Source organism: Winogradskyella arenosi (assembly GCF_003337305.1).
Lineage (GTDB): Bacteria > Bacteroidota > Bacteroidia > Flavobacteriales > Flavobacteriaceae > Winogradskyella > Winogradskyella arenosi.
Map to the genome: position 1 here is coordinate 53,245 of NZ_QPJO01000003.1, position 15,218 is coordinate 68,462.

Below are 15,218 nucleotides of genomic sequence, written 5' to 3' on the forward strand. Positions count from 1 at the left end.
GTTTCATATTTGTATTTTTGTCCTAACCCAATTCATCAACACCAAGACCTCTAACATGAGATTATTATTTGTAACGCTTCCTATTATTTTAACGCTATTAAGTTGCAATACAAATAAGAACGACAAAGCCCTTACGGAGACGACGACAAAACCCCTCGAGGAACTTCCACTACAAAAACCGCAAATTCCCATTTCAAAAGCATTAGTTTTAGGAATGTTTAACTTTAGAACAGATTCAACTTTTACCAAGGTAGATCCGCAGTACACTTCTAAGACTATTTACCTCAATAAGGAGGTTGATTCCGCTTTTGTGGCCATGCGAAAAGCCGCAGAACACGATGGTATTTATCTTAAGGTTATTTCGGGAACTCGAAATTTTAGTGCCCAGAAAGCCATCTGGGAACGCAAATGGAAAAAGTATGCCAATTTGGCTCCTAAAGAACGGGCTTTAAAAATATTAGAATACAGCTCCATGCCGGGCTCATCGCGCCACCATTGGGGTACCGATTTAGACTTAAATAATTTAACAAATTCGTATTTTAGCAGCGGAGAAGGCCTAGCCATTTACCAATGGTTAACCACTCACGCTAATGACTTTGGTTTTTATCAAGTTTATACTACTAAAAACCAAGGACGAACAGGTTATAATTTAGAAAAATGGCACTGGTCTTATCTACCTATAGCACAACCTTATTTAGAGTATTATAATGCTCATATTACGGTTAGCGATATAAAAGGATTTGAAGGCGCAGATCAGGCCCAAGCCGTAGATATTATTAACAGTTATGTTAATGGTATTTCAAAAAAAAGTAAAGATGCAACACTAACAAACTCTTAAAACCGTAAAGGTTAAGACACCGAAAAAAATTCGGCATAGCATGGCAAAAAAAACAACGCGAAAAAAAACCAGCACAAAAGCAGCTTCAAAAAAGAAAGTCAAGGCGCCGCTTAAAATGCCGTCGTGGACACTTACCAATCAGCAAAAGCTGGTCTTGGGAAGTTTCCTTATTATATTAGGAATTCTACTTTTCATTTCTTTTCTATCCTTTGTTTTCACAGGTAAGGAAGATCAGAGTATGCTCCAAAATTTCCCGGAGCGCAGTAACAATTATAAAAATTGGGCCAGCCAATTAGGCGCATGGGTCAGTGAACTCTTTATTACTAAAGGTTTTGGTTTGCCTTCGTTTATTTTTTCAGGTTTATGTTTCCTCTCTGGCGTTTATGTGACGATTAATTTAAGCAAGGATAAATTAAGAACCCATTGGATTTGGGGAACCCTTATTGTTATTTGGTTATCTATCCTTTTAGGATTTTTTACGCATAAGTACGACTTTTTAGGAGGTACCATAGGCTTTGAGATGAATACTTATATGCAAGATTATATTGGTAAAGCCGGTGTGGTTCTACTCCTACTCTTCGGACTTATGGCTTATTTAGCTATTCGTTTTAAAGTCACAGGAGAATCTATAGTTAACAGCTTTAGATCTGCAAAAAGTGCAATTAAAGATGATTTAAGTGCGGACGCCGAGGTTAAACCTGAGGCGGTTCATATAGACAATAACCATACTAATGAAGCTGAAGACATTAAATCGGCCTTCGATATCCCAACAGAACCTGTACAACCTACAATTGATAAGGCTTCTACGCCTCCATTAGAAGAAAAAGAGCCTGAACCAGAAAAGCCGTCTACGGTAGAGGTTTTAGAAATGGAAGTGACTGAAAAACCTAAGGAGGAATCCATTGAAGAGCCTGAGTTAAAAGTTGAAGTTGAAGAATATGAAGAAGAACAATCTGAAGCCGATAATTTAGCGGATAAATTGGTGGAAGACTTCGGACAATTTGACCCAACTTTAGAGTTAGGAAAATATCAGTTTCCAACCTTAGATTTACTGAAGAAATACGACAATGAAGGTATTTCTATAGATCAAGATGAACTTGAAGAGAATAAAAACAGAATTGTTGAAACGCTTAACAATTACAAAATTGGAATTACAAGCATTAAGGCCACCATTGGACCAACCGTAACCCTTTATGAAATTGTACCTGATGCGGGTGTTCGTATTTCTAAAATTAAAAATTTAGAAGATGACATCGCCTTATCGCTTGCCGCTTTAGGGATTCGTATTATTGCACCAATTCCTGGAAAAGGAACCATTGGTATTGAAGTGCCTAATAAGAACTCTACTATTGTATCAATGCGTTCGGTAATTGCGTCACAAAAATTTCAAAAATCCACTATGGAGTTGCCAATTGCATTTGGTAAAACCATTAGTAATGAAACCTTTGTGGTCGATTTAGCAAAAATGCCACACATGCTAATGGCGGGTGCTACGGGTCAAGGTAAGTCTGTAGGTTTAAATGCCGTTTTAACCTCTTTACTTTATAAGAAACATCCGGCGGAAGTCAAGTTTGTTCTAGTCGATCCTAAAAAGGTAGAACTTACCCTATTTAACAAAATAGAACGTCACTATTTGGCAAAATTACCCGATAGTGAAGATGCCATTATTACCGATAATGCTAAAGTTATAAATACTTTAAATTCGCTTTGTATTGAAATGGATAACCGATACGAGATGCTTAAAAATGCATTTTGTAGAAATATTGCCGAATACAACACCAAATTTAAAGCCCGAAAGCTAAACCCTAATGATGGGCACGCCTTTTTACCGTACATCGTTTTAGTGGTCGATGAGTTTGCCGATTTAATTATGACCGCGGGTAAGGAAGTAGAAACACCAATAGCAAGGTTAGCCCAATTGGCACGTGCCATTGGGATTCACTTAATCATTGCCACGCAACGTCCTTCGGTTAACGTTATTACCGGTATTATAAAGGCTAACTTCCCAGCGCGTATTGCGTTTAGGGTTACCAGTAAAATTGACTCGAGAACCATTTTAGATGGCTCTGGGGCCGATCAGCTCATTGGTCGTGGAGACATGCTCTACACCCAAGGTAACGAACTGATTCGTATTCAATGTGCCTTTGTAGACACGCCTGAAGTGGAAAAAATAACCGAATTTATTGGTTCACAAAAAGCATATCCAGACGCTCATTTACTTCCAGAATACGTTGGTGAAGATGGTGGCACAAATCTTGATATAGATATTTCCGATAGAGATAAACTGTTTAGAGAAGCGGCAGAACTTATTGTCACCGCACAACAAGGATCGGCTTCCCTACTTCAGCGAAAATTAAAATTAGGCTATAACAGAGCGGGTAGAATTATTGACCAATTAGAAGCCGCAGGTATTGTTGGTAACTTTGAAGGTAGTAAAGCCCGTCAAGTTCTTGTCCCTGATTTAGTGGCGCTCGATCAATTGTTAGAAAACGAATAATAAACTTAAGATTTTAAAGACAAACACAAAAAATGAAAAAATTAATAGTTATTGCATGTATCGCTTTAGGGTTTAATGCCTTTGCTCAAAATGACGCCAAAGCAGAATTCTTACTTAACGATGTCAGTTCAAAAATTAAAGGCTATAAAAATATCAGTTTAGATTTTAAATACGAGCTTAATAATACCAGTGAAAACATTAAACAAGAAACCCGTGGTGATGTTGTTTTAGAAGGTGATAAATACAAATTAAACATCTTAGGCATTACCCGTATATTTAATGGTAAAACCTTATACACTATTAGTCCTGAAGATGAAGAAGTTACCGTTTCTTCAGACAACTCAGATGATGAAAGCACCATAACGCCAAGTAAAATGTTATCGTTCTATGAAGATGGCTACACCTACAAAATGGATATCATCCAGAATGTGAAAGGCAGAAAAATTCAATATGTAAAATTAATCCCAATGGATACCAATTCTGAAATAAAGCACATTTTATTAGGAATTGACGCTACAACAAAACATATTTACAACTTAATTGAAGTTGGTAAAAATGGGACAAAAACGATTTTAACTGTTAATTCTTTTAAAACCGACCAACCCATTTCAAAAACCTTATTTACATTTGACGAAAGTAAATACAGCGATTACTTTATCAATAAACTAGACTAAGGTTTAAAAAAATTCTATTCTGTGAAAATTTTAGATAGGTACATACTTATCACATTCTTAAAGACGTTTTTTAGCGTCTTTATTATATTCATGTTCATCTTTATTTTACAAGGCGTTTGGCTCTATATTGCTGAACTTGCTGGTAAAGATTTAGATGTCATGGTGACCGCAAAATTCATCTTGTACTACATGCCAAAGCTTATTCCTTTGGTTGTGCCTCTAACCGTACTGCTTTCGTCAATTATGGTCTTCGGTAATTTTGCCGAAAACTATGAGTTTGCCGCAATGAAATCTACAGGGATTTCATTGCAACGTGCCATGCGAAGTTTAAGTGTGTTTATTGTAGCACTAGGTATAGGATGTTTCTTTTTTGCCAATAATGTAATTCCGTGGGGTGAATATAATTTCTATAACTTAAGACGAAATATCGCCAAAATGAAACCGGCCTTAGCAATTGCTGAAGGTCAGTTTAATGAAATTGGAAATATTAATATTAAAGTTGAAAAGAAGTCTGGTGATCGCGGCCAATTTTTAGAAGGTGTTGTGATTCATGAAAAAAACAACACACGTTCAGGGAACTATAAAGTGATTATTTCTGAAAAAGGAGAACTTAAAAGTAGTCCGGACTCTAGTATTCTACAACTCGAATTAGAAAACGGACATTATTATGAGGAAATCATCAATAAGGACGTTAGGAAAAACCAACGTAAGCCGCATGTAAAAAGTTATTTTAAAACCTATGTCACTAATGTTGATTTAGAAATTTTAAATGCTGAAGACTTAGACGAAAAAAATCATTCGGACCGCTATAACATGTTAAATGTAAGTCAACTTAACAAAGTTATTGACACCTTAAAGCAAAAGGAAGCTAATGATTATAGAGCCTTAGCGACCACGATGTTAAACCGTAGTACCTTTTCGTCTATTAACATAAACATTGACCTTAAGGATGTAGATTCGCTACGGACTCAAGATCCAGATGCTCTACCTTTAGCAGAGACCAACTATCTAGATCTTTACAGCACCACGCAACAAGTTCAGATTATGAACTTGGCCATAAACTCTACCAATAGCGCAACACAAATTTTAAATTCTAACACTAAAAATTTAAATACAAAGCGCGTTTTTATGAATAAGCATATCATTGCATTACAAGATAAATTTGTTCTTGCATTTGCTTGTATCATTTTATTTTTCGTTGGGGCACCATTGGGTGCCTTAATCCGAAAAGGTGGACTAGGCCTACCAATGGTTATTGCTATTGTGTTGTTCTTAACCTATCATTTCTTTGGTATATTCTCTAAAAATAGTGCAGAGAAAGGAAGTTTCAGTCCTGTTATTGGCGCTTGGTTGTCTACAGCGGTTATGTTTCCATTAAGTGTTTATCTCACCACACGTGCCACTAATGATAAAGGTGTTTTTCAGTTAGGTGCGCTTTTAGTGCCCCTAAAACGTTTCTTTAATACCAAGCAAAAAATTCAGCTTTCAGAAAGTGAAACCAAAACCTATAATTTCTATTCTAAGTATTCTATTGAAGAACTTATTGACATTATAAAAAAGCAAGACCACTTTGATTTGGATAAGAAACCTAAAGAAATTGCTTTGCGTAACTTACTAAATCGTAAAATAGCATTAGAAAGCTTACAGTCTGAAGGCCTAAGCATTCCTAAAAGTCTTATTGAAGCACGCCAATTATTAAAAGATTATAAAGACTACTCTACAACCAACTTTGTCAGTTACTGTATTGCAGTAGTTTTATTTGTGCTCTACTTTGTGTTTAAAAACAATAAGCTGCCACAACTGGCAGATGCGTCTTTAAGCTTAAGTGCAGTGGCCTTTATATTCTTTATTGTGTTTATTATTGTTAACGCTTTAATCTACACTAAATTTTATTCTAAACTGAATTTAAAAGGGAAACAGATTAATCCGTTAATCCTTGTATTAACCTTACCTATTTATCCTTTAAAATATATTATTGTTCGCAGTAGAATATCACAAGACTTCTTTCTAAGTTCGCTCCAAAATATAAAATAAACGTATCTTTGCATCGTCTAAAACAAACATTATGATGACTGAAACTATAAATAAAAAATTGACTTTAAATACCATTGAAGAAGCTATTGAAGACATCAAGAAAGGTAAGGTTATCATTGTTGTTGATGACGAAAACCGTGAAAATGAAGGCGATTTCTTAGCGGCTGCTGAAAAGGTAACTCCAGAGATGATTAATTTTATGGCTACACATGGTCGTGGATTAATCTGTACACCACTTACAGAGCACCGTTGTGAAGACTTAGAGCTTGGAACGATGGTTAGAAATAACACGGATCCTATGGAAACGGCCTTTACGGTTTCTGTAGATTTAAGAGGTAATGGTGTAACCACCGGAATTTCTGCTGCCGATAGAGCTAAGACTATTAAAGCTTTAGTAGATCCAGAGACTAAACCTTTTGAGTTAGGACGTCCAGGACATATCTTTCCTTTAATTGCGAAAGAAGGTGGGGTCTTAAGACGAACAGGACACACCGAAGCAGCTATAGACTTTGCACGTTTAGCAGGATTTGAACCTGCAGGTGTAATTGTAGAAATTATGAATGAAGATGGTACAATGGCGCGTCTCCCTCAATTGATAAAGGTAGCCGAACGTTTCGATCTTAAAATAGTTTCTATTGAAGATTTAGTGGCTTACCGAATGGAGCACGATTCTTTAATTGACAAAAAAGAAGATTTTAATATTGAAACTCGCTTCGGGCAATTTAGATTAAGAGCTTACCAACAAACAACTAATGATCAGGTTCATATTGCCTTAACTAAAGGCACTTGGAAATCTGATGAACCTATATTAACTCGTGTTAATAATACTTTAGTGAATAGCGATATTCTTGGATCACTTACCAACAATCCAGATCAGAAATTAGACGACATGTTTAATGTGATTAATAAAGAAGGTAAGGGCGCTATCATATTTATTAATCAGCAACCAGAATCTATAAACTTGCTAACACGTTTGTCTTTATTAAGAGAAAGTCAAGTGGAAGGTGAAGTGGTAAAAGCCCCAAGTTTAGGGATGGATACAAAAGATTTTGGTATCGGTGCACAAATTTTACACGATCTTAAAATCAGTAAGCTTAATCTTATATCAAACAGTCTCCAAACCAAACGTGTGGGGATGATTGGTTATGGTTTGGAGATTGTAGGTTATGTTAATTATTAAAGCGTTGCTCTAATAATTTTCGCCATTTTTTCGGCACGTTCTGCAACTTCTTCTTCTGTCCATGACAATTTAATTAAGCATGAAATATTACGCCCTATATAGGCATCAGATTGATCGAAGGTTTTGGTATCTAAATACTTTAAACCTTCTTTCACTTCTTGAGAAATTGGAAATAAAGATTTCTGTTCTTTTAAGTGGTGCCATTCTTTAATGTAATGCCAATTGTTTTGGTAATAATTCCAACAAGCATCTACACCTCCTTCTTTAAAAGCCGCTACAACTTTTTGTACCGAATCTAAATCGGGTAAAAAGAAGTTTAAAAACGCATAGCTTTCTTCTCCTCCTTTAGGCACACGTCTAAAGCTTACTCCAGGAACTCTGGCAATCGCATTTTTTAAAACATTATAGTTTCGTTTTTGCAAGGCTATAAACTCTGGTAAACGTCTTACTTGGGCTAAACCAACCGCTGCATGTAATTCTGAAATTCTAAAATTATAGCCTAAAAACGGATGGGTTTCAGCTCCTCTATCCTGACCTATATGATCATGACCATGGTCACTATAATGATCGGCATTAATATAAAAGTCTTTATTATTGGTCACCACTGCTCCCCCTTCTCCACAAGTTATGGTTTTTACAAAGTCGAAAGAGAAACAACCTAAGTCCGCAATACTTCCTAAAGGTTTTCCGTTATACGTCCCTCCTATGGCTTGGCAAGCATCTTCTAAAAACACGAGATTATGCGACTTACAAATGGTTTGTAGCGCCTCCATATCGCCCATACTTCCGCACATTTGCACTACCATTACCGCTTTTGTTTTAGGCGTAATAGCGGCTTCAACAGCTTTAGGGTCTAAGGTAAGGGTATCATCAATATCCACTAAAACCGGAATTGCTCCTAACATCATAATCGCCTCAAAACTGGCCACGAAGGTAAAGGTTGGCATAATAACCTCATCTCCTGCTCCGATTCCGGCAGCGGCTAGAGCTACAGAGACTGCAGCCGTTCCGCTAGAGACCAACTGAACGTGTTTAGAGGCAAACGTTTGCGCCAATTCGGCTTCAAGTTCTTTTGCTTTCCAATGCCCTTTTCGCATTCCATCAAAACCATAACGCATTAAGACCCCATTGTCTAACACATCATTAACTTCTTTGCGTTCTAAATCACTGAATAACTCAAATCCTGGCATATTTTATTTATTTTTTTTGTTTTGTATCCTAACAAAGATACCATTTTACTGAAGTACGAGAATTAAAAACGCTTATAATTCTATCACTGTTTTTGAAACCGGTTGACGGACTTTTTTTAAGCCAGAAAACAGATCATCATCTGATCTAAAACCTACAGGAAGTAACAACACAGAACGTAATCCGTGGGCTTTTAAATTTAACTTTTCATCTAAAGCTTCTGGCATAAAGCCTTCCATAGGGCAACTGTCTATTTCCTCTACAGCACAAACCGTCATTAAATTTCCTAAGGCGATATAGGCTTGTTTTGTAGCCCAACTTATTTTCTTTTCTGCTGTCATCCCTTCAACAGTTGTTTTTAGATCTTCCTTAAAAGGATTTAAAATTGCATCGGGTGTATTTCTAATTGCCTTTACGGATTCAAAATGTGTTTCTACATCATTGGCATCAATCACATCCTGAACACAAATCACTAATAAATGAGACGCATCAACCACTTGTCGTTGCCCATAAGCCAATCCTACTAATTCTTCCCTTAAGGCTTTATTTTCTACGACTACTAATTTCAAAATTTGTAGACCATAAGATAAGGCTGTAAGGTTAAAGGCTTGTTTTAACGTGGTAATTTGCGCCGTTGAAAGCGTTTTATGAGCATCAAATTTCTTTGTTGCGTAACGCCACTGTAATTTTTGTATAATGGACATTTTCTTCTATTTTTTTCAAAAGTAAGCAATAAATATTGGAGTCTTATGCCCTAAAGCGCCCTTCTATCTTCAGCAAAAAAAAGCTGAAAGACCTTATTGATCTTTCAGCTTTCATATAACAACCTATTAGGATTTTATCGTTTTAAAGCAAAATGGCCTTTATACGTTTTTCGTTCTCCTGTAAGCGGTTCATTATACTCTACGGTAAACCAATAGTCACTAGACGGCATAGCCTCGTTATTAAAAAAGCCATCCCAACCATTGCCTTCTGAGCTAATCTGTTTTAGGAGTTTTCCGTAGCGATTATAAATCATTATTTTGGCATCAGCACCTAATTGCGGAATATTCCATGTATCATGGTTACCATCTCCATTCGGTGTAAAATACACCGGGTAATCAATAATAAACTGGGTTTCTGACGTTAGTCCACATCCGTTCTTATCTCTAGCCGTAATCTCATGTGTTCCGGCAGAAACATTAGTAAAGGTATTCTCATCTTGCCAAGGTCCGCCATCTAAACTGAACTCATAAACCCCAATTCCCGTTGCGGTCGCTTCAAGAATATGGTTTCCTGCAAAGGCTTGAGTCAGCAAGGCAACAGATAAACTTGGAGGCGCACTTTCTATGACTTCCATCGTTTCTGTACGCGAACATTGTGTCACCGTAGACGACGATACATCGGTGACCTGTACACTATAACTCCCTTCTTCTAAAGGCATATAATTAGGCGCCGTTGCTCCGGCAATTTCCACACCATTAAAGAACCAGACAAAATTATATTGATCTGCCGCTAAACCTGTGTCAATATTTAAAGGCGTTAAAGCTTCAGTACCGTTCGTACTTAAACATAAGACATATGATGACTCTAAATTTAATTCTGGCAACTGATTAACTTGAAGTGTCACTTCTGCCAAAGCATAACAAATAGAAGTATCACCACCCGTTGTACTATCTGGCGTATCATTATCCACCCTAGCATAAAGTACTTGAGGATTGGTCACATTTTCATAAAGTGTAGATAATGGGTTCACGTTTAACTCCGCATCTTCTAGTGTCGTATAATAGCTTACACTATAGTTTGCGGGGTTTTGACTGTCTAACACTTCAGGATCTAAAGTTGTAAGATCAAATTGTGCACTATCATTACTTGGATCTCCATCGGTGTCAACATCTAAATCACAAACTTCATATACAATAGGTACTGTATCGGGATTGGCTTGCGCCGACTCATGAACTTCAATATTAAAACTTTGTGTTGTTATCGCACAGCCGGTATCTACATTGGTAATGCTTACAAATATTTGTTGCGGATTACTAGTATTGGTATACGGTCCTATTAAACTATTTGTACCTTGTTGCGCGTCTGCTAAGGTTTCATAATAGTCTACTACAAATTGATTAGGATTCTGACCGTTAAGTACCTCTGCATCTTTAGTTGTAAGGTCAAAACTGTCAAAGCCATCCGTAAATAATTCACATTGAATAAAATCGGTAACGGCAACGGCCTCTGGTAAGGCATGCAATACCAATCTAAAACTTACAATGGTATAACAGCCCGAGGTATTATTATACACCCTAACATAGATCACTTGTGAGGTACTTGTATTTTCATATTGTGTAGGGTCTGCAATGGCAGCAGTTCCATTTTCAGCATCAATATAACTTTCATGATAGCTTGCCGATACGTTGGCTTCACCATTAAACATTAAGGTTTCATTTATTGTTAAATCGAAAACCTCAACCTCGTCTCCAGTATTATTAACATCACACAACACCACTTCTGGCAATACCGAGGTTGGTGTTGGATTAGGCATCACGCGGATCGTTAGCGTTACGCTACTCGTACAACCCGTGTCGGTATCGGTAACCACAGCAAATAAGGTTTGAGGGTTGGCTTCAGTCCCATTTACAGCAGTATTGGTATAAGCTTCTGCATCTACCGCAGCGGTTTGGTTTTCGGCATCATCTAATGTTTCATAATAGGCGACGCTCCAACTTGCTTCACCTCCCGTGATTTCATCATTCTTAACCGTTAAATCAAACACTGTAACTTCATCAGCCACTTCATCATCACATAACTCTAATTCGGTTGGTCGAACAGGCTCAGGAGGAAGTGCTACACTAATTTCAAAAACACCCGTATCAAAACAAGCCGTAGCCGTACTTTCTAAACGCACATAAATAGATTGTGGGTTACTAGAATTTGTAAAACTATTAGGGTTTGTTATCGGGTTATTTCCAGCTTCAGCATCTGATGCACTCGTGTAATAACTTAAGTTTACCCCGGTTTGACTTCCTATTATTTCTGAATCGTTTAAAGTTAAATTAAAAGACGTACTTCCATCCGCATCCGTATCGCAGTTCACAAAATCTGAAATAGACGTTGGTACTTGAGGTGTCTCTAACACGGTTAGGGTTAAGGTTTCTGAAGTATTATAGCAACCTGTGAGCGTATTTGTAGCTCTAACATATAAGGTTTGTTGCCCCATTACGATATTGGTATATGGACTTGAAAATGCATTCACCCCCATATTCGCATCTTCTAAAGTCTCATGATACGTAATTGCGATGTTTAACTCATTTCCTATAATTTCATCTGTTCGTTCGTCTAAATTAAAACTCGCAAATCCATCCGTATCATCATCACACACTTCTAAATCTGTTGGAGGTGTTGGTGAAGGTAATGGTAAGACTCTTAACGTTAATAAAGTCGTATTTGTACAGCTGGTAAGACTGTTTGTTCCTTTAACAAAAATAGTCTGCGGATTAGACGTATTGGTATAGGGACTTAAAATTGGATTATTATTGTCTAAATCATTCTGAGTTTCATAAAAACTAAGTGTTATGCCTGATTGACCATTTAATATTACATCGGCAGCATCTTCCAAATAAAATACTTCGATTTCATCACCATGATTATTAGCGTCACAAAGTTCTAAAGGTTCAGACAGCGCCAAAGTTGGTATTGTATTAACTACTAAAGCTAAAGTGGTTAGTTTATAGCATCCTGAATTATTATCTTCTACACGTACCCAAACCTCATCACTAAAACTCGTTGTATTAATATAGTTGCTGGTATTTGTGATTGGGTTACTGGCTAAATCAGCATTAGATTCATCTGTATAAAAGGTTACTGAATAAGCGGCAGGATTTGCCAAATTTCCTAAAATATCATCAATCTTACTCGTTAAATTAAAGCTCGCATACCCGTCTGCACTGCTGTCATCACACACCTCTAAAGCCTCTGGTGGTGTCGCTCCTAATTGTGGTGTTGGATTTACAATAAGTTCTAAAGTTACAATAGTATCACAATCAGTAACAATCGTAGAACTTTCTACACGCGCGTATAAGGTTTGTGAGTTTTGAACAATATTATCATAAGGACTCGTTACCGCATTCACATTGTTATCCGCATCAGCCATCGTTTCATGGTAAGTTACGGTTAATGTGCTATCTCCTCCTGTAATTTCATTGTCTTTACTCGTTAAATCAAAAATACCATAGCCATCACTATCTGGATCACAATATTCTAATGGCGTTGGGTTGTTAGCAAATGGCGCTTGAGCCACCACAAGTTCTAACCTGGTGGTATTATAACAGCCCGTAGTAAGATCATCTACACGCGCTACAATAATTTGACCATTGGACGTATTGGTATACAAGCTTGGTAAAGGATTATTTTCCGCATCAGCATCCGTTAAATTCTCATAATAGCTCACCGTATAATTAGCATTCCCCTCAGTAATTTCAGCATTTTTAATACTAAGATCCATCTCCGTTAATCCATCAGGTGTTCCATCATCACAGACTTCTAGTGCAGTAGGCGCCGTTACTACCGGTAAAGGATTCACTTCTAATATTAATGTTGAAATGCTATAACAATCTGGATTAAAATTATTTTCAGCACGAATATAAATCGTTTGAGAACTGCTTGTGTTTGTATAAGGACTTATAAGATTCGCGGTTCCGTTTTCAGCATCAGCTTCTGAATCATGATAACTCACGGTAACGTCTGTCGCCCCATTTAAAAGTAATGGCGTTTGGGCTTCTAAATCAAACTCAGCCCCCCCATCATTAGAAGAATCGTCACAAACTTCTAAAGCTGCAATTGTATTTAACAAGGGGGTATCAAAAACTTCTAAATTTAAACTTGTTATGGTATAACAGGTTGTCGCGTCTGAATCTACACGAGCATAAATAGTTTGATTATAAGCCGTAGTATTTTCAAAAGCGGTTAGATTGGTTATTACCGGAGTTCCTGCTTGGGCTTCGGCTTCATTAAGGTAATAAGTGACTTGAACCAATAAGGTGTTCCCTGCCGTAATAGCGGCATCGGCTTGAGTGATATCAAAGATTCCAAAACCGTGGGCATTGCTATCACAACTTTGTAAGGGTGCAATGGTATTGGCTAAAGGTGCATCTACAACTTGTAAGTTTAGAGTGGTATAGGCCACACAACCTAAATCTGTTTCCACACGAACGTAAACGGTTTGGTTAGCCGAAGTACTCTCGTAAGGCGATATTAAAACTTCTAATGGGTTCCCCGTTTCTGCGGCTGCTTGAGTTTCATAATAAGTGACGTTGACATTGGCCGCATTATTAGCTATAGCCACACTTTCAGCATCTAAATCAAATGTGGCCGTATTAGTATTTACTCCATCATTACACGCTAGCAAAGGCTCAGGATCGACTACGGTAGGCATTGGATTTACCGTGATGGTTTCAATGGTATTTAATAAAAGTCCACAATTTGGTGGTGAAGCATTGGTTACAGAAATGAGTTCCACGTTGGTTGTAGAAGTTAAGCTAGATAAGGTTAGGGTGTAATTTCCTGAAGCATCTAAATTAAAACTTTGCGTTGCTCCTGCATTTATACGGTAAGTTATGCTGGCATCAGCATCTCCCGAAAATTGTAATTCTGCATCCTCACCTTCACAAATAGGGGAATTATGTGTCACCGTTGGTACCGTAATTGAATAGACGGTAATAGTTTCTGAATCGGATAAATTCTGAGAACAGACTACCGCTCCAGATTCATTTAACACTTCTGCCGTTTCTAAATTAAAAGTCAAATTGTTCACAGCTGTTTCCGTTATAATCGCTGTTCCTGAAGCCTCTAATAAAACACTCTGTGAAGCTGCACCATCAATATTGTAATAGATGGTTGCTCCCGGTGTTCCTGTAATGGTAAATTCTATATCTTCCCCTTCACAAACGGCATTGGTAGCCACCGATAAAGATGCTTCTGGAATTTCTGAAACCACTAAATCGAAATCAATTAAAGAGTAACACTCGGTCCCTGCCGATTTTACTTTAGCGTAAATGGTTTGAGGATTTGAAGTATTCGCATAAATTCCTGGAAGTTCATTAATATCATCCGTAGCATCTGCTAGGGTTGCATAAAACTCTATGGTGTTGTTTGGATCTGAATTGATACTCGATTTTAAACCAAAAAGACTAAATACAGACACGTCTGTTGTGCTACTACACTGTACCACATCATCTATTTCATTAACTACTGGGGGCGCAGGAAAAGCACCAGAACCTTCAGTTGCGGTCCCTGTCCATTCAATTTCAAATCCACCATCACCTTCAGGTCTATCAATAACAATATAATAACGTTCTCCTACATTAACATTTAACCAATACACATAACCATTTCCGTTAGCCCCAGGGCCGGTTTGAGTTAATGTGGTACTTCCGTTAATTCCGGTGTGGTTATTCGTTAGTCCGGCTTCCGCAGGATTGGTGGTTGCACAGCGTATAGGACTTCCTAGATTAGAACAAATTAAATTAGGGCCGTAAACCCAAAAATCATAATCGACCATAATGTCGGGATCATTAGGAATTAAATCGAATCCTAAAGTCCCCGCCTGAACCACATTGACTTCTAACCATAGGGAATTGTGTTCAAAACCACTACAGGCATTCACTTCAAACTCGTCTCCAGAGCCTGTGGCATTAGACATAAATGTCCCATTACCACAGACTGTAATGGCGTCTATACAGTCATTAGGTTCATTTTGTGCCATTAGCTTAAACAGCACCGAACTAAAAATTAATAGTATTAAAAATTTATTCATTTAATGTATGTATATGAACC

At 37.4% G+C, this 15,218-nt stretch carries 8 protein-coding genes; 5 read left to right on the plus strand and 3 right to left on the minus strand.

The features are described from left to right. The first annotated feature begins 55 nt into the window (after positions 1 to 55). The 5 genes from DFQ08_RS09290 to ribB are packed head-to-tail and all read left to right on the plus strand — an operon-like array spanning position 56 to position 7,223. The gene (locus DFQ08_RS09290; protein WP_114309753.1) at positions 56 to 838 is read left to right on the plus strand and encodes a M15 family metallopeptidase; all 783 of its coding nucleotides are present in this window, start codon (positions 56 to 58) and stop codon (positions 836 to 838) included. A gap of 40 nt (positions 839 to 878) precedes the next feature. Further along, positions 879 to 3,335, plus strand: a complete 2,457-nt coding sequence (locus DFQ08_RS09295) for an FtsK/SpoIIIE family DNA translocase (RefSeq protein ID WP_114309754.1) — start codon at positions 879 to 881, stop codon at positions 3,333 to 3,335. A gap of 32 nt (positions 3,336 to 3,367) precedes the next feature. Next, positions 3,368 to 4,009: a LolA family protein gene (locus DFQ08_RS09300; protein WP_114309755.1), complete on the plus strand. Its 642-nt coding sequence runs from the start codon at positions 3,368 to 3,370 to the stop codon at positions 4,007 to 4,009. A gap of 21 nt (positions 4,010 to 4,030) precedes the next feature. Further along, positions 4,031 to 6,043, plus strand: coding sequence for an LptF/LptG family permease (locus tag DFQ08_RS09305; RefSeq protein ID WP_114309756.1), 2,013 nt, complete (start codon positions 4,031 to 4,033; stop codon positions 6,041 to 6,043). Between the two features lie 31 nt (positions 6,044 to 6,074). Further along, positions 6,075 to 7,223, plus strand: a complete 1,149-nt coding sequence (gene ribB / locus DFQ08_RS09310; protein WP_114309757.1) for a 3,4-dihydroxy-2-butanone-4-phosphate synthase — start codon at positions 6,075 to 6,077, stop codon at positions 7,221 to 7,223. Here ribB and DFQ08_RS09315 read toward each other — a convergent pair. The 3 genes from DFQ08_RS09315 to DFQ08_RS09325 all read right to left on the minus strand — a co-directional run bounded on the left by DFQ08_RS09315 (position 7,220) and on the right by DFQ08_RS09325 (position 15,147). Beyond that, positions 7,220 to 8,413: a DegT/DnrJ/EryC1/StrS family aminotransferase gene (locus DFQ08_RS09315; RefSeq protein WP_114309758.1), complete on the minus strand. Its 1,194-nt coding sequence runs from the start codon at positions 8,411 to 8,413 to the stop codon at positions 7,220 to 7,222. The two genes, ribB and DFQ08_RS09315, sit on opposite strands and share 4 nt — an antisense overlap. A 72-nt stretch (positions 8,414 to 8,485) precedes the next feature. Next, positions 8,486 to 9,115, minus strand: a complete 630-nt coding sequence (locus tag DFQ08_RS09320) for an NAD(P)H-dependent oxidoreductase (protein ID WP_114309759.1) — start codon at positions 9,113 to 9,115, stop codon at positions 8,486 to 8,488. 134 nt (positions 9,116 to 9,249) lie between these two features. Continuing rightward, positions 9,250 to 15,147, minus strand: coding sequence for a T9SS type B sorting domain-containing protein (locus tag DFQ08_RS09325; RefSeq protein WP_220235582.1), 5,898 nt, complete (start codon positions 15,145 to 15,147; stop codon positions 9,250 to 9,252). Positions 15,148 to 15,218: the final 71 nt, after the last annotated feature.